This window comes from Litorilituus sediminis (genome assembly GCF_004295665.1).
GTDB lineage: Bacteria > Pseudomonadota > Gammaproteobacteria > Enterobacterales > Alteromonadaceae > Colwellia > Colwellia sediminis.
In genome coordinates this window covers 2,353,015-2,377,218 of sequence record NZ_CP034759.1, presented here as the reverse complement: position 1 = coordinate 2,377,218, position 24,204 = coordinate 2,353,015, and the positions used below count along the sequence as shown (strand labels likewise).

The 24,204-nt window shown below is 39.4% G+C and carries 24 protein-coding genes; 13 read left to right on the top strand and 11 right to left on the bottom strand.

The genetic code is table 11. The features are described 5' to 3' along the window. The first annotated feature begins 265 nt into the window (after nt 1-265). From EMK97_RS10590 to EMK97_RS10580, 3 genes are all read left to right on the top strand, one after another. Nucleotides 266-2,548, top strand: a complete 2,283-nt coding sequence (locus EMK97_RS10590; protein ID WP_130601978.1) for a winged helix-turn-helix domain-containing protein — start codon at nt 266-268, stop codon at nt 2,546-2,548. 124 nt (nt 2,549-2,672) lie between these two features. Then, a complete protein-coding gene (locus EMK97_RS10585; RefSeq protein ID WP_130601976.1) occupies nt 2,673-3,056 on the top strand; it encodes a hypothetical protein in 384 nt (127 codons plus the stop codon). 81 nt (nt 3,057-3,137) lie between these two features. After that, on the top strand, nt 3,138-3,461 hold the full coding sequence (locus EMK97_RS10580) for a hypothetical protein (protein ID WP_130601974.1): 324 nt from the start codon (nt 3,138-3,140) through the stop codon (nt 3,459-3,461). An 86-nt stretch (nt 3,462-3,547) separates the two neighbouring features. Here EMK97_RS10580 and EMK97_RS10575 read toward each other — a convergent pair whose 3' ends face one another. The 4 genes from EMK97_RS10575 to EMK97_RS19200 all read right to left on the bottom strand — a co-directional run bounded on the left by EMK97_RS10575 (nt 3,548) and on the right by EMK97_RS19200 (nt 5,919). Continuing rightward, nucleotides 3,548-3,946 (bottom strand): hypothetical protein, encoded by a 399-nt coding sequence (locus tag EMK97_RS10575; RefSeq protein ID WP_130601972.1) that lies wholly within the window; start codon nt 3,944-3,946, stop codon nt 3,548-3,550. An 83-nt stretch (nt 3,947-4,029) separates the two neighbouring features. Continuing rightward, entirely contained in the window at nt 4,030-4,833 is an 804-nt protein-coding gene (locus EMK97_RS10570) for a DUF4824 family protein (RefSeq protein ID WP_130601970.1), read from the bottom strand. After that, complete coding sequence (locus EMK97_RS19205) at nt 4,830-5,330, bottom strand: hypothetical protein (protein ID WP_246028760.1); 501 nt, start codon at nt 5,328-5,330, stop codon at nt 4,830-4,832. Before EMK97_RS19205 ends, EMK97_RS10570 begins: the two co-directional genes overlap by 4 nt. 10 nt (nt 5,331-5,340) lie before the next feature. Continuing rightward, entirely contained in the window at nt 5,341-5,919 is a 579-nt protein-coding gene (locus tag EMK97_RS19200; RefSeq protein WP_246028759.1) for a DUF2157 domain-containing protein, read from the bottom strand. A 134-nt stretch (nt 5,920-6,053) separates the two neighbouring features. Here EMK97_RS19200 and EMK97_RS19045 point away from each other — a divergent pair, with 134 nt between their 5' ends. Then, the gene (locus tag EMK97_RS19045; protein WP_170176746.1) at nt 6,054-6,224 is read left to right on the top strand and encodes a hypothetical protein; all 171 of its coding nucleotides are present in this window, start codon (nt 6,054-6,056) and stop codon (nt 6,222-6,224) included. Nucleotides 6,225-6,266: 42 nt separating this feature from the next. Here EMK97_RS19045 and EMK97_RS10560 read toward each other — a convergent pair whose 3' ends face one another. After that, nucleotides 6,267-8,393: a winged helix-turn-helix domain-containing protein gene (locus tag EMK97_RS10560; protein ID WP_130601968.1), complete on the bottom strand. Its 2,127-nt coding sequence runs from the start codon at nt 8,391-8,393 to the stop codon at nt 6,267-6,269. Between the two features lie 218 nt (nt 8,394-8,611). Here EMK97_RS10560 and EMK97_RS10555 point away from each other — a divergent pair, with 218 nt between their 5' ends. The 5 genes from EMK97_RS10555 to EMK97_RS10535 all read left to right on the top strand — a co-directional run bounded on the left by EMK97_RS10555 (nt 8,612) and on the right by EMK97_RS10535 (nt 12,793). Then, nucleotides 8,612-10,168 (top strand): MBL fold metallo-hydrolase, encoded by a 1,557-nt coding sequence (locus tag EMK97_RS10555; RefSeq protein WP_130601966.1) that lies wholly within the window; start codon nt 8,612-8,614, stop codon nt 10,166-10,168. A gap of 256 nt (nt 10,169-10,424) precedes the next feature. Next, a complete protein-coding gene (locus tag EMK97_RS10550) occupies nt 10,425-10,913 on the top strand; it encodes a Crp/Fnr family transcriptional regulator (protein ID WP_246028758.1) in 489 nt (162 codons plus the stop codon). A gap of 86 nt (nt 10,914-10,999) precedes the next feature. Then, nucleotides 11,000-11,626, top strand: coding sequence for a nitroreductase family protein (locus EMK97_RS10545; protein ID WP_130601962.1), 627 nt, complete (start codon nt 11,000-11,002; stop codon nt 11,624-11,626). Further along, complete coding sequence (locus EMK97_RS10540; RefSeq protein ID WP_130601960.1) at nt 11,623-12,105, top strand: DMT family transporter; 483 nt, start codon at nt 11,623-11,625, stop codon at nt 12,103-12,105. The genes EMK97_RS10545 and EMK97_RS10540 overlap by 4 nt, the downstream gene beginning before the upstream one ends. A gap of 1 nt (nt 12,106) precedes the next feature. Next, on the top strand, nt 12,107-12,793 hold the full coding sequence (locus EMK97_RS10535; protein WP_130601958.1) for a GNAT family N-acetyltransferase: 687 nt from the start codon (nt 12,107-12,109) through the stop codon (nt 12,791-12,793). Nucleotides 12,794-12,810: 17 nt separating this feature from the next. Here EMK97_RS10535 and EMK97_RS10530 read toward each other — a convergent pair whose 3' ends face one another. Together EMK97_RS10530 and EMK97_RS10525 are read right to left on the bottom strand one after the other, a co-directional pair. Continuing rightward, nucleotides 12,811-13,887: a helix-turn-helix domain-containing protein gene (locus EMK97_RS10530; RefSeq protein WP_130601956.1), complete on the bottom strand. Its 1,077-nt coding sequence runs from the start codon at nt 13,885-13,887 to the stop codon at nt 12,811-12,813. Next, nucleotides 13,884-14,819 (bottom strand): GGDEF domain-containing protein, encoded by a 936-nt coding sequence (locus EMK97_RS10525; RefSeq protein ID WP_130601954.1) that lies wholly within the window; start codon nt 14,817-14,819, stop codon nt 13,884-13,886. Before EMK97_RS10525 ends, EMK97_RS10530 begins: the two co-directional genes overlap by 4 nt. Nucleotides 14,820-15,163: 344 nt before the next feature. Here EMK97_RS10525 and EMK97_RS10520 point away from each other — a divergent pair, with 344 nt between their 5' ends. From EMK97_RS10520 to yccX, 3 genes are all read left to right on the top strand, one after another. Continuing rightward, nucleotides 15,164-17,959 (top strand): TonB-dependent receptor, encoded by a 2,796-nt coding sequence (locus tag EMK97_RS10520; RefSeq protein ID WP_130601952.1) that lies wholly within the window; start codon nt 15,164-15,166, stop codon nt 17,957-17,959. A 61-nt stretch (nt 17,960-18,020) separates the two neighbouring features. Beyond that, entirely contained in the window at nt 18,021-19,352 is a 1,332-nt protein-coding gene (locus tag EMK97_RS10515) for a metallophosphoesterase (protein ID WP_130601950.1), read from the top strand. A 109-nt stretch (nt 19,353-19,461) separates the two neighbouring features. Next, the gene (gene yccX, locus EMK97_RS10510) at nt 19,462-19,737 is read left to right on the top strand and encodes an acylphosphatase (protein WP_130601948.1); all 276 of its coding nucleotides are present in this window, start codon (nt 19,462-19,464) and stop codon (nt 19,735-19,737) included. A 67-nt stretch (nt 19,738-19,804) separates the two neighbouring features. On the opposite strand, the gene EMK97_RS10505 is transcribed toward yccX, so the two are convergent. The 4 genes from EMK97_RS10505 to EMK97_RS10490 all read right to left on the bottom strand — a co-directional run bounded on the left by EMK97_RS10505 (nt 19,805) and on the right by EMK97_RS10490 (nt 23,172). Next, a complete protein-coding gene (locus EMK97_RS10505; RefSeq protein WP_246028757.1) occupies nt 19,805-20,896 on the bottom strand; it encodes a helix-turn-helix transcriptional regulator in 1,092 nt (363 codons plus the stop codon). A gap of 151 nt (nt 20,897-21,047) precedes the next feature. Beyond that, nucleotides 21,048-21,779: a DUF4386 domain-containing protein gene (locus tag EMK97_RS10500; RefSeq protein ID WP_130601944.1), complete on the bottom strand. Its 732-nt coding sequence runs from the start codon at nt 21,777-21,779 to the stop codon at nt 21,048-21,050. A 105-nt stretch (nt 21,780-21,884) separates the two neighbouring features. After that, a complete protein-coding gene (locus EMK97_RS10495) occupies nt 21,885-22,592 on the bottom strand; it encodes a DUF4386 domain-containing protein (RefSeq protein ID WP_130601942.1) in 708 nt (235 codons plus the stop codon). 220 nt (nt 22,593-22,812) lie between these two features. After that, nucleotides 22,813-23,172 (bottom strand): hypothetical protein, encoded by a 360-nt coding sequence (locus tag EMK97_RS10490; protein WP_130601940.1) that lies wholly within the window; start codon nt 23,170-23,172, stop codon nt 22,813-22,815. 238 nt (nt 23,173-23,410) lie between these two features. Here EMK97_RS10490 and EMK97_RS10485 point away from each other — a divergent pair, with 238 nt between their 5' ends. Then, complete coding sequence (locus EMK97_RS10485; RefSeq protein WP_130601938.1) at nt 23,411-24,049, top strand: dioxygenase family protein; 639 nt, start codon at nt 23,411-23,413, stop codon at nt 24,047-24,049. Nucleotides 24,050-24,204: the final 155 nt, after the last annotated feature.

Sequence of the window (24,204 nt, the reverse complement as noted above, 5' to 3'; positions counted from 1 at the left end):
ACACAACTTAAATCTTCTTAAATGTTCTTAAGTTATTGTTTTAAAATTTGAATTTTTGCTGTTTTTAAAGGGTGTTTAAGCTGGTTTTTGCTGAAATGTTTGCTTTTTTTACTCTGAATTATTAAACAAAGCTCAACTCGCCCTATGGTAAAGTGGCTTAGAATGCGTTTAACTGACCAGTGTAAAGGTTAAACGGCGTACTTCGTTGTATGTATCACGCTATAATTTATCTGCGTTAGTTTTTAGCAAACATTTGGATGTGTTTTTGGAACAAAATCAGCAATATCAATTAGGCTCGTGGGTTATTTGCCCAAGGAGCAACACCATATCAAACCCTGTTGATAGTCACAGTATCGATAATAAAACCATGCAGGTGCTGTTGTTTTTGATGCAACATGCTGGCGAAGAGGTTAGCAAAAACCAAATTATTGAGCATGTTTGGAAAGGTACTGTTGTTGCCGAAGATATTCTCTCCGTAGCTGTCAGTAAAATACGCAAAGTCTTAGGTGATAATGCCCGAAATCCAACCTTTATTAAAACCCTGCCGGGTGTGGGTTATCGACTTATTGCTCAAGTAGATTTGATAGACGGACAAACACAGCAGCAAAGCAAACAAGCTTCATTTCCTTACCTTTATTTACTTATTACGCTTTTCTTTATACTGGCTGTGGTGGGGTATTTTATTGCTGGGGATAAAAAAATAGTTAATGAACAAATTAACACTCGCTCAATAGCGGTATTGCCTTTTGATGATTTGAGTTCAGCGCAAGATAAGCAATATTTTAGTGAAGGTTTGTCTGAGGCCATTATTAACCAACTGTCAGCCTTGAAGCCTTTAAAGGTCATTTCGCAATTTTCTTCATTTACCTATCAGGGCAACTACAATGCAATTGATGTTGGCAAAGCATTACAGGTAGATACCTTACTGGATGGCAGTGTGCAAGCCATGGGCGAGCATGTTCGTATCAATGTTAGGATAGTAAGCACTCAAAATGGCCAACAGCTTTGGTCTAAAACGTTTGATAGTGATAACGCCGATATATTTAAACTGCAAGATGATATTAGCGCGGCTGTACAGGCGGTAATTCAACCGGGTTTTATAGCCAGCACTCAAAAGATAAAAGAAACAACAGCCGTTAGCGCACAAGCCTATGAATGGTATTTGATGGGACAATATCATTGGCGACAACGAAACCCTGAGTCTTTATTAAAAGCAGTGACTTACTTTAAGCATTGTATGGAGTTGGCGCCAGATTATGCCGATGCCCATGTGGGCTTAGCAATTAGCTATGCTAATCTTCATCACTTTGCTAATTGGAGTGAAAGAAAGTCGGTAGAACACGCATTGCCCCATATAAATAAAGCATTAGCGTTAGAGCCGAATTCGCCAACAGCTCTTGCAGCTAAGGGCATGATTTTGACCCTGCAAGCAGGCTATCAAACTGGTTTTGTTATGACCGAGGGTAGTCTTGCTCAGCAAGCTCAAAGTGCTTTTTTACAATCACTAGCGTTAGACGATAATGCGACAACTCATCATTGGTACAGCGCCTTGCTGAAAAAGCTTAGGGATGAAGCGCAAGTTATTGTGCATATGAATAAAGCGCTTGAGCTTAATCCGTTATCAGCGCCATTAAAGCGCTCATTTAGCACTTACCTTAGAGCTATCGGTAAACTTGATTCTGCACAGAAAATGTATCAACGTGCTTTGATTCTAGAGCCGAATCACTTCTCACAGTTGCTTGATGTCACTCATATTTTTAGGCATACGCAAGCATCTATTACTGCAATTGCTAAATGGCAGGCTGAAAATTCCGAGCTTTTTACTCATTGCTCAAGTGATGAGTACTGTGAACAGTTGGTATTGGTATATTTAAGTATTGGCGCACAGCGAGCAGCGAATAGCATTTTAGAGAATATGCAGGGAAAGCACGGACACTTCTTAAACTCATTAGGCTTGATTAACTATGGCTTAGCAGGTGAAGAAGAGAAGGTATTAGCCATTATGGAGCGTTTAGCATTAGCGCGACCAAATAACGCGAGGGTTTTGTTCAATCTAGCGACATCGCAATATCGTTTAGGGAAATTCCAACAGGCTAAAGCGAGTTTGTTGCGAGCATATCCTAAGTGGCAGAATGCTGCAGAAATTGCCTTAACGGATATTACTGCTGATAACTACTTAGCGATGGTGTTATATGGTGCAACCTTATCGCACTTGCAAGAAAAGGACTCAGCTCAGGCGTTACTTTCGCAGCTAGTGTTATTTGTTGAACAGGCAGATATAACCGATAAGGTTCAGGCCAAATTTACCTTGGCTGAAATCAATGCGCAGCTAAATCAGCCTAAAGCGGCACTCAAGCACTTAAGTGCTGCGCTAGCTATGGGTTGGGTAACCTCGTTTGATAGATTTGACAGAGAGTGGTGGTCATTAGCAAGCAACCATCTATTGCAGCCTTTACAGCAGGAACAAGAGTTTAGCGCTTTACTTAAACAGCATCAGCAAGAATTAAGTGAATTACGTAAGCAACTTAGTGATAGCCTGAATCTTTAATTTAGCCCAGAAACTCGAATTGCTTAATAATAAATTGATTTGGTTGGTTTTTTAGTGCGTTTAAACTGTGTATATTAAGAAGGTACAAGCATATAAAGCTTGTTAGTTAAACAAGGAAGTTATTATGTTAAAAATCACCCGTACAGTTACGATGCTAGCTTTGTTTATTTGTTTGAACAGTTATGCTGAGAATACAAATGTCTTAAAAATATATAATCAATTTACCGCGGTTAGTGCTGCCGCTGGCAAATGTATGACACCGAGCAAAGAAGATTTAACAGCCTTTTTGGCAAATTATCAGATGGTTACGACGCTAATGTATCAAGAAGTAAGGAAAAGGAAGCCTAATTTTACTGAACAGCAGGCTAAATCAGCGATAAAAATCGGCAGTGATAAAGTGACTAAAGCTGTATACAAAGTTATTGAGTCAGAAAGTTGCGATAGCCCTAAAATACAAGATCTAATTAAACGATTTTCAGTTCAAGCGAAGTGGCAGCCGTCATCATAAATTCTAGCAATTAATAAAATGTAACAGGATAAATAATAGTGCTTATGCCTGATTTGGCATGAGCATAAAGGGAATTATGTAATGAATAAATCTGATTTTGATTATGGCCCAATTGCAATAGGTATTTTTAAGGCGCTGCTTTGGCTTACCCTGGTAGTTGTTGCCATTAATGTTTACTTGTTGGTTATTTATGTGCCTTTTTTGCTCTTTTTAGCTTTTGGTCTTAAACCTTTTTTGATTAAAACGGGTTTAGCGGCAACATACCAAGGCTACTCAGCTCAGCGCGCCGACAAGGCAAATGAAAAGCTAAGAAAGGCATATTATGCAAGGAATGCAGAAACTCTAGATAAGCGTAATAAGCATTTAGAGGATATGAGAAAGAAGATGGCACCTAAGGTGAAGTAAGTGTTAACTTGAACTGCCTGATGAGATTAATGGGGTTCAATTAAATTGACAGTTGTATATGTGACGAGTAATTATCTCAGTTGTTGTTAGGCGCTCATTAAGTTTTGGTAATTACGCCAACACTTTAAGTTGCGAAAGTGCCTTGGCACTACGATACATTTTTTGAAATTAATATGACTTAAAATTTCAGTAAAATTATCAGGAACACATAAAATTAATAAAGCATCAGAACTATTTATTTTTTTAGCTGTTGTAGTGCTATAAAATTTTAATTTTACACCTTGATATATAAATTCTCTTTTCTTTTGAAGTGTCTGCCATACTTTAACATCTAAAAAATTTAATAAACCACCATGTTCCAAAGTTGGAACAATAATATCAATGCGCTTAGAATGATTTTTAGCAAAGGATAACTCATATTCAAATGCTTCTTTAATTGAAGGAGCATAAGAGTCATATGGTTCTTTAATTAATATTTGATTCATGATTACTTTATTGGAACGCTTAACAATTTAATAGTGCGCAGTTTGCGCGTTTTGCTACTACGCAATTGCTCAATTTCCTGAATCTAACCTTTTAGCTCTACCAAATCAACAACCCTAGGCTCTAGGCGATTCCCCCAGCTGACAGTTACTGAATAGCGCGGTGGGTTTGCATCGCGTCCATCAGGCCTTGCTAATGTTGATAATATGTCTGTATATTCAAGCGGAATCATTATATTGCGCACTGATAAGTGCTGTAATCGCAGGTGGTAGCTTTTATCGCTGCTATTGTAATAGGGCTTTGCTAAACCTGCGACAATCAATATATTACTTTGCTTGGCATATTCACGGGCTAAGGAGTCATAATCAGCTGATGCTTTGATAAAAAACAGGCGACTATTACTGTTTTTCTCTCTTGCTAAACTTGCCTTACTTTCTTTTTTTCTACGCTTAGTAGTATCGTCAGCTTGTTCATTAAAGGCTGCCACAGCTTTTTGGTAGTGCGCTTCTGCTTTGGCAATCTCCGCTTTATGCAAGTCACCATCAAATTCAAATACCCAATACAGCTCTTTTGACTCGCGCCAGTAGTTATCTTCATTGTTGTCTAAATCAAAGCCAAGCGTTGATAATTCTTCCTTGCTTATATCGATTGTTCTCGCGTTATAAGGCAGGTAGTCTGCGCCTTCTTTGCTTGGAATTCGCCAGTTGATGGACAGCGATATGCCAGAGTTTTCTTGGTATTCGCCTCTAGTGTAGGGCAGAGAAAGCTCGCGCTCGGTTAGCGTTAGTTGTGCTGTTGGTGTGCCCATTCGGTTGTATGCAACTCCGCCTAACACCACTAAATTTGTGCCAAGCAGAATGGTTAAGCCAATGATTAAGTACTTTTTCATGATGCTGCTCCTTCACTAGCAAGGCTTATATTGCTTTGGCGAATGCGTTTAAACACCATTAAAGCCAGTAATGCTGATAACCCTAAAACAAAAAAGAAGATGTATTTCGGCATCCAATCCCACCACCAGTCAAAGAATTTGGTATAGAGAAATAAAATGAAAAATACGTTTGCGGTATTGGTTACCTCATACCAATTACGTTTGATACCCAGCCAAATTGCAGAGGTTGACAATACAAAGCCAAGCACTTGATAAAAACCTTCTATAGTATCGCTTGACCAGCTCAAGTAGCTTATTCGTCCCCAGTTCGACAAGATTAAAATAGGGAAAAACATCATCAGCATAGCCATAACGCGATAAATAACTTCAAAGCCAGTAAAACCTCGGTGATTTATAAATTGCGGTAGCATAAAAATAATGATGCTAGGAAGGAAGAAGTTTTCTGGTCTCTCGCCAAAACTTATCCAGTACATGCCACTCCAAGTACCTAATTTCATGGCGATAAAGCTACTGATGCTGGCAATAGCAAAAAATAACAATAACCGAGCGTTGCAGGCATAAGCCAATAAAAAAAGCAAAGGCAGCCCATACTAAAAAGGCATTAGGGGAGGGAGAAATATTAAAGATTTGTCCGAGCATACCAAGGTTTAAAACAAAGCAGGACAAACTAACCAAGGCCGCAATTTTAGAGAAATAGGCGCTTTTTTCTTTCTGAGCAAGGTGTAATGACAGTAAAAACAATGAAACGGGCGCTGTGATTAAAATGGCCACTTGTATGGCGGTACTTAAATATCCCCAAAACTGATAAAACAAAAAGAACAAGCTTATTGCCATGGCTAATGCACCTAGCAGTGAGGCTATTTTCATGCCTAGCGTTAATTGTTTAGCGCGCAGATTGGTATCAATATCGTAAATGGAGGAAAACTTGTCTAATAAGCTGTGATGATAGCTTTGCACTGCATCTCGTTGCTCGGGCGCAATGGCGACAATTCCCTCTTGCTCTAGCGTCATCACTTCTTGCTGAAAGGCATGAATTTGCTCAACACGCTGTTGTGCTTCGGCTTGAGAAAGTTGTTTTTCTTCCATGGCAAAATATTCCTTTGTAGAGCTACACTTTGAGGTTTTGCTGATAAAACTAAATAAAATACAAAGCGATAGTTTTTATTTATTTGCATCATACATTATGATGCCCGACAAACAATAGCAAGTTAGGGGCATGAATGTCTGAGAAGAAAATAAAGTTTGAATTTGAGAAAGAAAATAAAAACAGTGTACGTTACAAAGAAGTGCCAGAAGATGGTATGCCACCCGTTATTGGCAGCATATACATACAAAAATGGTATGCGGGCAGCAGCAAAACAATAGAAGTGGTTATTAATAAACTGGATTAATAGAGAACGCTAGGTTATAGCGTACGTAAAGGCTCATTTGGGTTATTTTTCTAGAAATATAACCTCTTGATTAATTGCCACAAATTGCTCTAATAACAATTTATTTTCGTTTAAGTCAGTCACTTTCCATGCCGTAGGTTCAAGGCGTGTGATTGCTGTAATGAAGTGTCCGTTAAGGTTGTATTTATTAAGCATATGAGTTTCGAGATCAGCGCTATAAATGAAGTTATCTTTGATGAAAAAAGCCTTGCCGTTGATTAAAGGTAACGGCATGGTATTCGTGTTATTGGCTTTATTCAATGTTCGTTTAAATACCTGACCTTCGGACACACTATAAAAAAGCATGTTGTTTTTTAACCAAGCAGATTCAACAGGACGAATATTTAACGGTGTAAGGGTATTTAGTTGAATATCTAGCTGATATAAGGCATTGGGGTGAGGGTCATTAACTAATACTAATAATTGATTTTCTTTATGCCAAGAGATTACAGAACTTAGAGGTTTAGCGGTGTTAACTGCTGTGGTCTTGCCATGTAAATCAGTAACCTTAAGACTATCACCAGACACCCAAGCTAATTGTTGACCACTTGGGGACCAACTAAATTGGCTGATTGTCGTTTTCGATGCATTATGGCTAAGTTGAGTTGCTTGCCCATTGTGCCAAAGCCAAAGTTGATCGATGCCATTGCGATTTGAAATAAAGGCAATTTTATCGCCATTAGGTTGGAATTTTGCGTGTCGCTCCTGCGCTTTAGTTCGAGCGAAACTGTTAAATGCCGTGCGGCGTTGGTTTAAGTCGATTTCATTTTGGCTTTGCTCATGTTTGGTAATATCTATATTAACGATATCAATGTCCTTGCTACCATTGACAGCCAAAAGACGTGTTGAGTTAGGCTGCTTTGTCACAGAAACAAAATTGTGCAGTGGAGTTTGAATCGCGGTAATTTCTCCCTCTAATGAGATTTGGTAGAGTGCTTTATTGCTTAGTGCCAATAAAAACTTACCTTGGGGTTCAAAACGAGCGATAAAATGAGCGTTGCTATTTAATCCCTCAATAGGCTCAATTATGTTTTGAGAGGTTATTGTGCCGTGCTTATTTAATATCACCAACACATTGTTTAGCTGCCTATCCTTGCTTAATACAGCAAAAGTTTCTTGCTCGGCACTATAGTCAAAATCATAAATATACTGCTCTGGCGCGCTATAAAATATCGTGTTCTTTTTGCTTAAATCATCATAGAGCACAATACTATTTTGGCCATCTTGATGTTGTAAATAAACGTATTGATGATTAGTTAATGCCTTTGGATTTGTTAATTTATCTGCCTGGCATTGATGGCGTAATCTTGCTGTTTGTGGTGTTGATAAAGCTAAAGAAAAATCTATTGTTGCAATATGCCAACATGAGCTCCGGTTTTCTGGTGTATCCCCGCTGTAGTTTGTTGTGTTGCAGTGGCTTTTTTGTGAAAAAACTAACTCTCTACCATCTGGAGTAAAGCTAATGCCATCAAAAGAGCCAGCATTGGCTGTGAGCTGAATCTCTTTATTCGTTTCAATATGTTTTGCCCAAAGGTGACTTTTACATGAACCAGCGTAGCGATTTAACACTATGTATTGGCTATTAGGGCTAAAGATTGCTTGAGTTTCATGGGCATCAGTTTGAGTTACTTGACGAAGGTCTGTGTATTTAGCTGCTATACCGTTATGCGCAACGGGCGCTTTGCTTGACCAATAAAATAAACTCAGTAGCGCTACTATGATAAGTAAGGCGACAGCATAGTGTTGTTTAGATAACTTTTTTACATTTCTTTGCGCGTTAATATCAGGTTCTTCTGTATCAGATTTTTTAGGCGGCGTATGCCAACTTACCTGTGCTATTAATCGATAACCTATGCGGGGGTGGGTGGCAATGATTTTGGGATTTTTAGCATCGTCTTCAAGTACTTTGCGCAATATAGCAATGCAGCGCTGTAATGCATTGGGAACAACTTCAGTTCCTTGCCAAACGCGTTCCATTAATTCTTGGTGTGTTACAACCTGATTTTGCTGTTTAGCTAACACAAAAAGCACTTTGAGTACTTTGGGTTCAATATGAGTCTGTTGTTTGCCTTTGATTATCACAGAACGAGACATATCAATTTCAACATCGGCTATAGAAAATATGCTCACGTCTGTTTTGCACCTTTAATGGTTATTTTAAAAATTAAGAGTTTACGGACTATCAATTTTGCTGTTGAGTTATCAGTCATCAAAACGTGTCAAATGACCCATTTTTCAAGGCCATCAGCATTTCATCAGGGTTTCATAAGCCTTGCATTGTTGCCATCAGGGCTATTTCAATTACTTAATATCTACCATTGAAATTAAGCTAATTAGAAGGATGTGTAATGAATAGACACGACACTTTAGATCAACGATTAATCCGACATTTTGTTGTTTTGAATTTGGCACTTTGCAGTATGATTACATTCGCTGGTGAAAAGGAGGATGCCGTTATTGATAGGGCGCTTAATGCTTATGGCGGTGACAAGCTGCAGCAATTAAAAAATTTAACGTACTCGGATCATGTTAGTCATTTTTTTGAGATGCAAAGTGGTCATGCTTTGCAAGGTGCTAAGACGACACATTTAAATAATTATCAAATTGAGCTGAGTATCGATTTAGTTAATCAGCGTAAAGTATTTAAACGTGCAACAACCCGACTCGTAGGAAATCATGGCAAAAATAACCTCACCACTACGCATCGTATTTTTTCTGATAATCAAGGTTACGCTGTAGATCATTGCACCCAGCAATATCAGCTTGTTAAAGGCATACAGTATGATAATGCTGATGCTGGTTATGCGCTGATGCTTGAGCCGCTCATCATAAGGGAGTTAGCGCAAACCAGAGAAAATAGCCGTTGGCTCGACACTGCTTATATTCAAGGAAAAGCTCACGATGTTTTACGGGTGAATACTGGCACCAAGAGTGAGTATACCCTTTATATAGCGCGTGATACTGGTTACTTGTCTCGTATGTTAAAAGAGCGTGCAGGCGCAATACGAAGTTATGATTTTTTGCAGCAGCAAAAACAGCAAGGGATAACTTGGGCAAAGCAGTTACTTGTTAGTACTGCTGATAAACCGCTTTATCATAGTCAATCTAGGGAGCTTTTTTTTAATCAGGTAAGCGAACAAGTTTTTAGATTACCTCCAGCATATCAAATGAATGATAATACCCCGGTGCCTGTCGATGTTTCAAAGATGACTATGAGAGAGCTGGCAAAAGACGTGTATTTTATTGGCAAAGGATGGGGTTATAGCTTGTTTGTTGATGTTGGTGATTATTATGTTTCAGCAGGCGCTTGGCACTATGAAGATAACTCAGATGTTTGGCAACAAGCGCTTGAGTTATTGCAACAAACAACCAAAACGAAAAAATATGTTAAACAGCATATTGTAAGCCATCATCATACCGACCATATGTCGAGTTTAAATGATGTGATAAAGCATGGTGCAAATTTGGTTTTGCAAGCTGCCGATATTAATAGTGTCAATAATCATTTAGATAAAGCGCTACCTGATGAGAAATACACTGCAGTGGTAGATAAGCAGTTTATTGCCGATAGTAAAATTCAGCTTATTGATGTGCCAACCAGTCATGCTAGCCATAATTTAGTTATGTATTTGCCAAAGCAGAAGCTGATTTTTAGTGAAGATATTTTTGGTAGCAGCTATCAAGGTGGATTTGATACCTTGAATCGTTGGCCAAACCTAGATACTTATCAGCGGTTGGCAGCATTAACCGATAAGATTCAAACTATGGGCTTAGAGGTAAATCACTATGTGTCCTCTCATCACGCACGAGTTTTAAGTCAAGCTGACATTGATAAAGCAATGACACTAACTTGCCCAACCAGCAATGAACTGCGTGAGCGCTTGTTATTCTCTTCAGAGATGTAATTAAACGAACTGTAGTGCCGAATAATCATGTAAATAATTTTTCAATTGAACATGATTATTCGAGCCCTTTCATTAAGGTTTAGCGAAAGTGATTGCTGGTTATTGAAACTTAACTAGTTCGCTGTTCTAATTATCCAAACTATAGCCTTTTCATTTAATTATGCCGCTACAACACCTAAAAGCTACATTAGAGAAATATCACCCTTTATCCGATGAAGCTTGGCTGGCTTACAAAGCTTGCTGTAAGGTGACGTCTGTGAAAAAAGGTGAGGTGATTTATGCTATTGGCGCCGTGCCTACTAGCTTTGCTTTTTTGCACCAAGGGCTAGTTAGGGCTTATGTGTTGGATGAGCAAGGCAATGAGTACAATAAGAACTTTTTTGCCCAAGGGCGTTTTCCTGGTTGTATGACCGCATTGCTAAAGAATGAGCCAAGTTGGTTGGCTGTGCAGGCGCTTGAAGATTGCCAGTTGGTTGAAATTGATCATCGGGCTTATCGTCAGGCGATGTTAAATAATGCTGATTTAATGCAGTTTCATATCAATTATTTAGAAACCCATTGGCTATTAGAGAAAGAACCGAAGGAAATAGGTTTCTTACAGTTTGAAGCAAAAGAGCGTTATTTGAAGTTTTTAGCCGACTTTGCTGATATTTTGCCTCGGCTTGCTCAATATCATGTTGCCAGTTATCTAGGCATTACTGCAACACAACTCAGCAGGATCAAGAAAGAACTAAAAACTGAGTAATTAATTTAATTTATCAACATATGTAAATGAATGGGCTAAATGCTTTCCCTAAACTAGTGTTATCAAAACTTAGCGGGAGCAACATTATGTCGATCATTGAAGCATTAAACTGGCGTTACGCAGTAAAGAAATTTTCAAACGAACAATTAACCAATCAGCAATTAGCAGGTTTAGTGGAAAGTGTTCGTTTAGCACCTTCAGCTTATGGTATTCAGCCATACCAACTTATTGTGGTTAGTAGTGATGCTATGAAACAGGCTTGCTTACCTCATAGTTACGGGCAGGACAAGGTAGCAAACTGCTCTCATTTGTTGCTACTTGCTCATAAAACTAAGTTAACTCAATCTGATACCGAAAGCTTCATTACATCATTAGCACAAAGTCAAAATGCGCAAGCAAGTGATTTGGCTGCCTATCAAACACAGCTTGAGGCTGACTTGCTATCGCGTGATAGCACAGGGCAAAGCCAATTTGCTCAGCAGCAATGTTATATTGCTTTAGGTACCTTGCTTACCTTTGCTGCCGCCAATGGCATTGATGCTTGCCCTATGACAGGCTTTGATGTCAATGGCATTAATCAGGCATTAGGGCTAAATGATATAGGCTTAAGCGCGGCCATTTTATGTCCTGTTGGTGTTAGAGCGCACGATGATCATGCAGCCTCTCGAGCTAAGCATAGATTAACCACAGATGAGTTGGTGGTAAGTTTATGAATTACTTGATGGTGTTAGCTTTAGTTGCAGGAGCTAGCATTGCTATTCAAGCGGCGATGAATGCTAGGTTAGGTCAGTTGCTTAATAACAGCTTGTTAGCCACTAGCTATGCCTTTTTTACCAGTTTTTTACTTGTTGGTGCAATTACCTTATTTATCGCTTTATATAAACCCATTGCTGTAGATTCGACGACAATGATTCCAGCGCAGGTGAGTCAATTAAGACCGCTAACAAATATCCCTTGGTATTTATGGTTTTCATTTGTTTTTAGCGTTATTGGTGTGGCGAGCTTTTATTTTTTGATCCCTAAAATGGGGGTTGGCAATATGATGAGCTACGCATTAACAGGTCAGCTAGTACTGGCTATGGTTATCAGTCATTTTGGCTTGTTTAATAGCCCAACGAGCACAATATCTATGACTAAGCTTATCGGCACAGTTTTACTGATTATTGGCATTATTTTGATTAATAGGGAGTAAAATGAAAGCTATGGAATTACAAAAGAATTTAGAGAATTTACATGGTTATTGGCACGCTTTAGGTGCTGAGAAAATAGGTGGTGTTTTTACCCACGGCTCTTGGCCTAATAAACAATGGCAGGCTGACTTTGCTTTTGCGCCGCAGCTCAATAATCAAGTGATTGAACAAGATAAAGTATTTGCGACAGTGGCTGATACCTCGAAGGTATTGAGCGAAAAGTTTAATCAGCTTAAAAGTCAATTGGTTATTATGAGCCTTAATCTTAATGACGTGCAGTTACCAAGCAAGACGATGGCAAGTGCAAATATTGAAGTGCTAACGGGGAATACTAAATCGTGGACGCAGGCCTGTAGTGAGGCGTTTGCTTATGATATTGATGATGCTGTTATTCAGCAGCTAACGAGTAACCCTAATGCCAGTATCATCGCGTATTACCTTGAAGGTGAAATTGCTGGCACTGCGATTGCTTTTCAAACCGGCGATACCTTAGGTATTCATCAACTAGGTACTGCGCCTAACTATCGTAAACGTGGTGTTGCTGATGCCTTGATGCAGTTTCTGTTACAGCAAGCCAAAGACAAACAGTGCTCTTGGCTAACATTGCAAGCGTCACAAGCCGGGCTGCACCTATATAAGCGCTTAGGTTTTAAAGAGTTAGGCTTGCTTAGCAGTATTGTTGCTCGCTAATGTATCGCGGTGAAGACTTATTTAATCGAGGCAAAGCTTTGCTTTAAAGCGCTAGGTGTTACGCCAGTCCAGCGTTTGAATGAGCGGCGAAAGTTAGTGGTGTCGGAGAAGTTTAAGGCATCAGCGACTTTATCATTGCTTAAGCCTTGTTGAGATAGCTGAAATATTGCCTGTTGCTGCCGGTAGTGATCTAATAACTGTTGGTAGCTAGTATTATGGCTTGCCAGTTTACGTTTCAGGGTTGCTGTACTCATGTGCATTGCATTAGCGATGTAATCAAGGTTTACCGGTGCTTTTTTGGCAATATTCTTGGCGATTAACCCTTGTACGTATTGTATTAAACCGACACGCGTTTCTAGGTTAGATAACTGGTTGATATAGTGACGCTTAATGGCACTGTTATATTCGGCAAAAGGCGTAAGCAAAATATTAGAGGCGATAGAGACATATAAGTAGTTAAGCTGCTTTGCTGTTTCGTTAAAAAATAAGCGAGACGAAGTTGTTGTGATGAAATGATAGTTATTGCCAAGGTACGCTTGATACTGCTCTATATGTTCTGGTTGCGCATAGGGAAAGACAATCTGAAATTTAGGCATTTCCTTTAAGCGCCACTTTAGCGCACACACTAACAAACTGGCCAAAAACTCAAACATAAATTGTTGATATCTGGGTTGTTCATGGCTAATAGCGTGATTAAAAAATAAATGATGATGTTGGTTATGTTGTTTTTGCGTAACGAACATATAAGGAAATATCTGCTGTTGATAGCAACGGATAATGCGCAGCATATCGAGCAGGTTGCGGGCATTCATCAAAATTGCACCCATTTGCTCTAATTGTGTTGGGAAAAGTCTGCTTCCTAGCAGAAATGGTATGTCAGCATGGTTTAACAGCTTAGTGGTATTGTTAATAAGTTTGGCAAACTGTTGCTGCGAAATGGCCTTTTTTTCCTTAAATAAGTCAGCATAAAATAGCTTAGTGCCTTTGAGTAGTTTGTCAGGATGAACACCACGTTGTTTGGCAATATCAACGAGCAAGATAACCAATAATTGGCTGTTAAGCACTTTATCATCTTGCTCAAAAAATGGCGTCATGCGCTTAACTGCCTAAGCTGTGCAGCATTATCTTGTTTAGCAGTGAATAAATGCTGATTGATATCGGCAAGAACTTCTTGATAACTATGCCAGCCGCGATATTGATGACTACAGATAATGATATTGGGGTAAATTGCTTGGCTGCTGTTACCTGACTTATACGCTAAGTGTTCTATTGCTTGCTTGGTTTGTTGGGCGATTTCTTGTGCGGTCTTTTTATCCGTATTAGGCATTAAAACAATAAAACGATCGCTGGCGTAGCGACAAGCTAGATCGCCATCGCGTATATTCATTTGAATAAGCTGTGCTACTTCCCTAAGCAAGCTATCACCATGCTCATAGCCGTAATGTAAATTAAAGTATGAAAACTGTCTGATATCTAACATAAATAATGAGAAAGAGCTGTGCTGCGCCTTGCTAGTAACAAGTTCATTTTTGATTTGGTTCTTCATATATTCGGCGCTATAAAGGCCTGTGGTGAAATCAATCAAACTATGTTCGCGATAAAAACGCTCTGAGCGCCTTAATTGTTTGTTGATGGCATTTTGCTCTTGGTGCCATTGATACAAAGCCCAAGACATTATCACCATGCCAATTGGTGCCGGTAATGATTCAATGGTGGTTAGCCACGCATGCCCTTCTGGATAGCGAATAAATTCATCGAGAAAGTCGAGCAACATAGAGATATGCATAAAGGTTAAGCCGATAAAAAGCAGCTTAGTTACCCTGCCGGAAGGTCTGCTCGCTAAGGTAAAGAAAATCCAAATTAAGGTCATTAAGGTGATACCACCTTCACCAGCGGCATCAAAAAAATCTAATTCAGCGTAGGGCTTGAGCGTACCTAAACTAAAGGCCGTTGCAATAACGGCAATGATGCTTATCGCCAAAATAACGAATAAATGCCGATGTAATTGTAAAAATGAAAAATTCATAGCAAAACTTTATGGGATAATTTTTTATTAGCTTAAGAGGCAACTGCCACCTTAGGAAAGTCATATTAGCTCACCACAGTGACAGTTTTTTTACACTTGTTCAGGTGTAACCTCAGCGGAAGCCATAGTTTCATCTTATTTTAAGGAAAAAACAGGGGGTCAAATTAGCTCATTCAGCTAGGAAAGTTATCGATAAATACCATTTTTGCTCGATTTCTTAAGCTATTGGAAAATCAGTGAAATATTATTGTCATCTTCACTGAGTACTTTTGTCGCCAGAAAAATAATTTCGCTAGTGAAAGAGAGCATCACTAGCTCATTTAAATCATCAATGAGTAACTATAATGACGACAAAAAATTCCTGGCAACGTTTTCAATACTCTGCTTTGGCGATCGCCTGTAGCGCCGCTTTATTTAGCAGTCATAGCTTTGCTGCAGAAAGTAACTTCTCTGGCCGCATCACAGATGCATCTAATACCGTGTACTTTGAAGGCGCTAAAGTACGTATTAAAGAGTTGAATTTAATCGCAGTTTCTCAGCGTGACGGTTCATTTTCTTTTAATAACTTACCTGAGGGCGACTATACCTTAGAGATTGTTTATTTAGGTGTGCCAAAAACACAGAAACGCATCAAAGTCACTGCGACAGATAGCAATCAGATATTTGTTATTGGTGATAACAAAGATGCCATGGATAACATCATTGTTTATGGTCAACGTGCCGGACAAGCTGGCGCAATTAACAGGCAGAAAAATGCTGATAATCTGATGTCAGTGGTCAGTGCTGATACCATAGGTCAATCGCCAGATCAAAATGCCGCCGAGGCACTGCAGCGCCTACCGGGTATTTCTATTCAACGCGACCAAGGGGAAGGGCGCTTTGTTACCATTCGTGGTATCGACCCAAATTTAAATAATGTCACTATTAATGGCGTTAATGTGCCATCGCCAGAGTCTGGTGTTCGTAGCGTTGCCATGGATGTTATTCCGTCTGAGCTTATTCAAAGCTTAGAAGTGAGCAAAACCGTAACGCCTGATATGGATGCCAGCGCAGTTGGTGGTTCAATTGAGGTGAAAAGTTTAAGCGCCTTTGATCGCCAAGGGCAAAGCTATAGCGCAACCATTCAAGGCTCTTATAACGAATTAATGGAAGATACTAGCCCTAAGCTTTCAGGCAGTTTTACCGATATTTTTGAATTGTCTTCAGGTGCTCAGCTTGGCGTCGCGACTGCGGTTTCTTGGTTTGAGCGTACCTTTGGCTCTCATAATATTGAGACTGATGGCGGTTGGGCAGAGTTTGAGTTTGAAGATGCAGAAACAGGTGATGATGTTGAAGTGTTCTCAGCAGAAGAAATTGAGCAACGTTATTATCAAATAACCCGTGAACGTTTAGGGGCTGCGTTAAACTTTGACTTACATACTTCAGCGACAGATAAATATTATTTTAGAACCTTATACAGCCGTTTCTCTGATGATGAGTATCGTTTACGTAATCAATATAAGTTTGATAAAGGCGCGATAGATTTATCATCTTATACAGACTCATCAGCACAATTTTATGATGCTGAAATGGAGCGTGATACCAAAGATAGATTTGAAGAGCAGGAAATACTGTCATTAGTACTGGGTGGTGAAAATCAGTTTAGTCATTGGTTGCTGGAATATGATTTAGGTTATTCAAAATCAAGTGAGTCTGAGCCTAATCGTATTGATGTTGCTTTTGCTGGTGAAGATCTTGCATTAGGGTATTTATCTACCGGTGCTGTTCCTGCATTAACGCAAGCAAGTGATGCCCACGATTTAAACAATTTTGCTATGGATGAAATTACTTATGAGAATAATCTCTCAGAAGATGAAGAGCTTAGCATTAAAGTCGATGTTAGCCGCGATTTTGTTTGGCAAAACCACAATGGTCAATTTAAGTTTGGTGTAAAACATCAAGCGCGCGAAAAGTTTAATCGTGCCGATGTAACTATATACGATGGCGGCTTTGATGATGTAACAGCACAGCAGTTTTCAGCATCAGCGCCAGGCTACAATTTAGGTAACTTTGGCCCAGGTATTCAACAGGGTTCATTAAATCAATTTGTTATGGCTAACCGCGCCAGTTTTGACATTAACGAGCAAGATTCTCGTATTGATAGCCAAGGTGGTAGCTTTGTCAGTAATGAAGATGTTACCTCAGCTTATGCCATGGTGACATTAGATATTAATGACTGGCGTATTATTACGGGTGTACGTTATGAAGGCACCAGCTTTGATACACAAGGTAACAAGGTAGAGTTAATTAAAGACGAAGTTAACGATGAAGAGCAGGTGGTCATCTCTCCATGGCAGGTGAGCAAAGATTATCATCATGTGTTGCCGAGCCTAAATGTTAGATACAACGTGTCTGAACACTTAGTTGCTCGCTTTGCCTACACGCAAACTATAGCGCGCCCAGAATTTGGTGATTCAGCGGCTTATCAGCTAATTGAAAGTGAAATAAGCGAAGATGATGGCAACGTAGAAACTGAACGAAAAGCTGAAGTAGGTAACCCTGAGTTAGACCCGTATGAATCAGATAACTTAGACTTTTCAATTGAGTATTATCCAGGCCATATTGGCGTGCTTTCTGCTGGTGTTTTCTATAAAGATATTGATAACTATATTTTAAAAGCTGAGGTGCAAGATAATGGTGAATGGGATGGCTATGATGAAGTTATTCAGCCAATCAATGGCGGCTCAGCATCGCTTACTGGCTTAGAGTTAGCGTGGACTAAAAACTTCCAATCAGGTTTATTTGTTAGTGCTAACGGTACCTTTGTTGATACTGATGATACCTTACCAAATCAGGCTGATACGGTAGCAAACCTCATGTTAGGTTATGAAAATAATCACTTTAGTGCCCGCTTAAGTACTACCTACAAAAGTGAAAGCTTCCAGTTTGATGATAATGATGCTTCGGTGTATGAAGACACGCACACTCAGGTTGACTTCACTGCTAAGTATTTTATCAACAATACCATGCAGGTGTACTTTAACGCGGTTAATTTAACGGATGAGCCTATGTATCTCTATCATGGTAGCAGCCGTTATAACTATCAATATGAAGAATATGGCCGCTCATTCGAGTTAGGTTTCACCATTAACTCACTGTAAACAAGTTATCAGCACAATAAAGCGCAAGTGCTAGGTAACTTGCGCTTTTGAGAACTATACCATGAAGAAATTAACAACAACTTTTGTTTTAACCACAGCTGCTTTAACTTTAGTTGCGTCATTAACGGCTTGCCAATCTGCGCAACAAGATGAAGTGTCACAAGCCTCTCACGCAAAAGGTCAGCAGAACATTCACTTTTTAGCCTTTGGTGATGGTGGCTATCATGTTGATTACCCTAAAACTAAGCATATTAACAATCCTCTAAATAAGGCTGAGTTTATTGAAAAAGAAAAACAGGATTGGCTGGAAGATTATCGCCCTATGGCTGAATTTGATCACGCGCCCATTTATGTTTATCCCAATACTAATATTGCCACGGAACAAGGTGGCGCACAGGCGGTAGGTTTAGCCATGGCCGCACTATGCGAGCAACGAGATTGCGACTTTGCTATTCAATTGGGTGATAACGTTTACCCTGATGGTGCCGATGCCAATGATGGCAAGGATGATCAAAAGCGTATGGATGATTTGATTTTTGCACCACTTAAGCCGCTATTTAAGCAGCAACCTGAGCTTGTTGTCTATTCAGCACTTGGTAATCATGACTGGAAGTCATCACGTAAAGGGGTCGCGTTGCAACAAGCTTGGATGGCTAAGCAAAAGCAGTTTTATATGGGCGAGCAAGGCTATTACAGCTATATCATTGGCGAACCGGGCAATGAGGTAGAATTCTTTGTATTAGATACGAATATGCTGTTATCAGGTCAGCACTTTTATGAAGTACCACTTAACCCAGATGGTAGTGAAGGCGATCTTGAAACCGCATTGGCTAATGGCAGTGCCGAGTTAGAAGTACACGAACCACATGAAGGGCCACAAAATGGTGAAGATAAAGCACAACTGGCGTGGTTAAAGCAAGGTTTGGCACAATCAACGGCTAAATGGAAGATTGTTTACGGTCATCATATTTTGTGGTCCATTGGTGGTACTAAGTATAGCGAAGGGCATGTGCTCAGAAAGCTGATTATGCCAACGCTTTGCCAATACGCCGATGCTTATGTTGCGGGCCATGAACATGATTTAGAACTTCTTAGTGATGACTGTTCGCTTTACCCAAAAGCAAAGGGTAAGCAACCGTTACCGCTTATTATTAGTGGCGCGGCATCGAAAATGCGCGGTAAGCATTCGCCATTTGCTCGATACCAAGAAGCGACTTACCCACAGTATGAATTACTTTGGTCAAAAAGCTTTGTTTGGGGCTTTGCTCACTTAGCACTAGATAATGATAATGATAACGATGAACTGTCGGTTGAGTTTTTTACCACACCCCGAGATGGCTCAGGTAAGTTAATAACCGAACAGGCGTTTAGTTTCCCACATCGTAGTGATTAGCCTGAACACGCCCTAAGTTGAATAGCAAATGAATGTGGGTTATGTGGTTAACTTCAGCGTATAATAGCTAACATAATTCGCATTTATCATATAAGTTACAGATATTTAAATGACTACTAAGCAAATAAAAGCCATTGTTAGCGGCAAAGTGCAACGCGTTTGGTTTCGCGCTAACACGCAGAAAAAAGCCATTGAACTTGGTTTAACAGGCCAAGCAATCAATTTAGCCAATGGCAATGTTGAAGTGATTGCTTGTGGCGAGCAAGCGGACATTGAACAACTGATTGCTTGGCTTCATATTGGCTCAGAAAAAGCCGTAGTTGATAAGGTTGAAGTAGAAGAACTTGAGAGTGTAGCAACTTTTACTGACTTTACTACTGGTTAATCAGATTCTGTCGATACATGCTTGCCTTGTTAGCATGTATCGAATCGCATGTATCATCACATTCAACTTACTGGTTTTTACTAAGTGAACTTCTATACGCTGAAGGTGTGTAGCCAACCACTTTTTTAAAGGCAGTGTTGAAGGTTGATTTAGAATTAAAGCCAACATCATAGGCAATGGTGGTAATTAACTTGTCGGTATCTTGCAGAGCTTTCTTTGCTTCTTCAATTCTAAAACCATTAACAAACTGGAAAAACTTGGTATTTAAAAACTGAGACAAGGTTTCAGAAATATGGTTTTCCGTTTCAGCAATCGATTCTGATAATTTGTTTAATGATAAGTTGTCTTGTAAAAACAGTTTTTCATCTGTCATGGCATGCTCAAGTTTGGTAGCTATTTGCTGCATTTTCTCGGTACTTAGTGCTGATGTTCTGGTTTGGCTTGCTTGCGGCACGCCTTTTTCAGACTCCAATAGTACTTTTTGACTTAGCGCTTGCTGTATAAACATGGCTAAAACGATTGCTTCAAAAATAGGTAACACCACGCCTGAGCCAAACCAAAACCACCCTAAGGCACCTAAAGAAAATTCAACGGCATACATTAACCATGCGAGCCCCCAAATCAGTAATATTGGTTTAAACCAAGCTAAAGAGCTTTGCTCTATTTCTGAAAAGCGCTCCATAAGTTGTTGTTGATGCGAACTATGAAGTTTTAATGCCATCACTAAAAATAAAAAGGTGAAGACAATAAAAACTAAGGTGGTAAATAAGCAGGTAGCGACAGCAATTTTCCACAACTCAGGGTCTCGGGTGGCAGGATCAGCAAGTGCCAGCTTTTCAGCAGGAGACATCATAAAAATAAAGGGCAGCATGGCTACGATGACGATAATTGGTCCAGAAAACGCTAAGGCATAAGTGTGTTTATCTATTCGCTTATCTGCTGACATGCTTGCATGCGCATAAAAATAAAGCGCAGGCCCCATTAACACTTGAAAAGGCAGTTGCATGCCTGCTAGCACAGGCGCATAAATATAAGCGCCTGAATAAATTAAAAGCTCGCCGGCTAAATGCACCAGCAATAAAATCAATAGCCCTTTGAGGAATAGATTTTGTCGCTCATTGGGGCGTTTGAAAACCTCTAGTAAAGCGAGAATTGCCATTCCTATCATGCAGGAATATATGATTGTGGGTAACAGGTTGACCATTTATTTACCAGCGTAGCTTTCTTATGTTGCCGTAAAAGTATAAATTTAATTGGCAAATGAATCTAGCTAGGGTCAACCCGATAGTTTTGCTACGTGCTACTTGTTATTAGCTGGCTGTGATTGCTTGGTTATGAACAACTGCAGTTTTATTTACGTTATTAATGCCTTTAATTAACAACCAAATGCCTACGCCTAATTCAAATAGAGCCCCAGGGAAAAGCACGAACATAGCCTCGCGAGGTAGCTCAGGTATTAGTAGTTTTGCTACCGGGTACAATATCAAGCTGGTATAAGTAATCATGCCCCAAATTGACCAAGCTCTTGGTATAAAGCGAGTTTGGAAAAATAGATAGAAAGTAATAACACCTGCAAAGCCCATAAATATCCAACTGTATTCATACGCAGGAACTCTAAAGCTTGCGGCAATGGCAACTAGGGTACGTATTTGTTCTAGGTTAACCGTGTCGAGTAAAAAGCTTTTACTTGTTAATGCCAGCATAGCGATACTGATCACCACGGCGATACTGCCAATAATGACTTCGACTAATCTAAGGCATAAGGCTGTTTGTGCTAGCTGTTTATGCACTGATTTAAAGACAAAATAAAATGATACTGACGCCATAACCACTGCAAGAAACATAATGGTTTCTGCTAAAATGCTTAAGCGAAATTGCATTTCATTAGCAAATATCCCTGTGACATTAAGCGCTTCTACTTTTGACAGACGAGCATTTAATAGAAAGTTATTGATCAAGCCGGCAATGGTAAAAATAACGTAAGATAAGCCAGCAAGTCTGGCGTAAAATTGTTGCTGATTGCTTTGTGTTACTGTTGTCATCTTGTCTCTCTATTTGTGTAAAGTGTTAGCAAATATCGCTAAATTTATGGGTGTTGTCGTTCAAATGGGCCTATTTGCACGAATTAATTCGATAAAATTGCATGACTAGTTCGAAGCAGATACTTGTGCTTGTTTTCTACTGATCCCTTTAAACATCAGCCATAACCCTATGATTAGCTCAAATAGAGCGCCGGGTGCCATAGCATAAGCCAACTCTTTTGCTGCATCGTGTATTGCGATATTAATTAAGCCGTAAATCACCATAGATGCGTAGGTAATAATTCCCCATATAGATAAGAATTTGGGAATATAACGAGAGACATAAAACAAGTAACAAAAGGCAATGCCGCCAATACCCATGATCAAGAGTAAGATGTAAAAACCAATGCCTGTCAGCTTAAGGAAAAAATACGCGAGTGCTTGTAATTGTGCTGGTTCAATCGCTTGTAGGTACTCGTTTGAGCTTAATAGTAACAAAATACCAAGGTAGAGCATTATCACTACGCAACCTAGTAATGCTTCGCCAAAACGGAAAATAAGGCCAAACAAGGCGAGGTTTTTATTTACTGGTTTAAGTAAAACGTACAGCGCCCAAGATAGCACCATGACCAAAACAAACATGATGAATTCAACGGTAAGCGCGAGCCTAAAAGTACCTTCTTGTCCGATAATGTTATCAGCGGCATTGGGTGTTTTCAGTAATGCGCCCATATCAAAAATAAGGGGTGGGAATGTCGCGATAATAATAATGATTGCGTAAGTTAAACCGGCAATCTTGGTATAGGTGTTTTTCTCGTAAACTAAATGAGTCATGGCAATCCTCTTTTCAACTTATCGTTTTAAGAGGAAATTTGCGTGAACTTAGCTGTTTTGTCGTTCAAATAGGCCGATTCGAACGTATTTTTTCAATTATTTGGCAAAAAATTATAGTTTTTCTTAATTGAGCGGCAAAATTGTAGGTGCGTAGCTTATAAGTTTTGTGCTTGCTAGTGCAGCTTTTATAGGTGTTAAGTTTTATGTTCAAAGTTATGAGTTAAACAACTGCACTATTAAGTAGTAGTAATGGTAGCCAAAGTACTAATGAAAAAAACATTGAGCCAGTTATATACAACGCAATGGCAGAGCAGCTAGAAAGGGTGACAAAGTTTGTGCTTTGATTAAGAGGGCTATGCGCACAAGCCTGTTTAATAAGTTTGACTGTTTTTAAGCCAGCATTAATTTTGTTTTTTAACCAAATAAGTTGTGGCTGGTAATAAAGTACTAAAAAGCCAAATACGAGTTCAATGCCACCAAGGTCAGCTAAAAAAATAAACTCAGGTGCAAAGGGTACGACAAGAGATATTGCAATAATAAAGAGTGCTTTTTGCAGTGTTGTTAATTGCTGCCATTGCATGATTTAACTAGTCCATTTGTAAATAGCTTTGGCTAAAATATAAACTAATGACATAATATGTTAATGGTTTATAACTTCTTGAATGATAATTTAAAATATTTAATGGTTCGAGTAACTTCATTGCTTTAAAAAACTAAAATATTTCTATTTTTGTAAAAAATAGATTTTTTATAGGACATATTTACCGGCAATTACTAGGCTTTTTCATCATTCAAGCAAATAAAAAAGGTGAATTGCAATGAAAGCTGATAATCGTCGTGCGTTTTTGAAAAAGAGCTTATTAGGAACTTTAGGCGCGGTAGTAGCGGGCAGTGTAAATGCACAAACCAGTACGCCAAGAGATGCTGAAGGTCCGTTTTACCCTATTACGCCACAAAAAGATAAAGACGCTGATTTGACCAAAGTGGCAGGCAAATCAGGCACAGCAAAAGGCACTATCATAGAAATATATGGGCAAGTATTAGATACCAATTTACAGCCTATTGAAGGTGCGACTATAGATTTATGGCAAGCGAATAGTTTTGGTAAGTACCATCACCCGCATGATAATAGTGATGCCCCGATAGATGAACACTTTCAATCTTGGGCGATTATTCAAAGTGGTAAAGAAGGCAAATTTCGCTTTAAAACCGTTATGCCAGGTGCTTACCCTTACCAAGCAGAACCGGAAGATCAACGCACACCGCATATTCATATGAAAATAGGCAAACACGGTTATGAGCCTGTGCTGACGCAAATGTATTTCCCTGATCAAGAGCAAAACAAAACCGACGGCTTATACCAGCGAAAAACAGCTGAACAACAAGCCATGATGACCGCTCAATACACAGATAAAGCAAACCAATTTCTTTACAATATATTTTTAGAGAAGTACTAGGGCTTGATTACTTTGTTGTGGAGTGAATGTTGCGGCGTAGTGTTGTCGAGTGTGTACTCATTTGAACTGTCAGGCTCGGTCGAATGGATTTAATCAAGCCTGATAGTCGCATACGTCCCAGATGCAGATTTTTAACGCCAGATTTAGCGGCTATT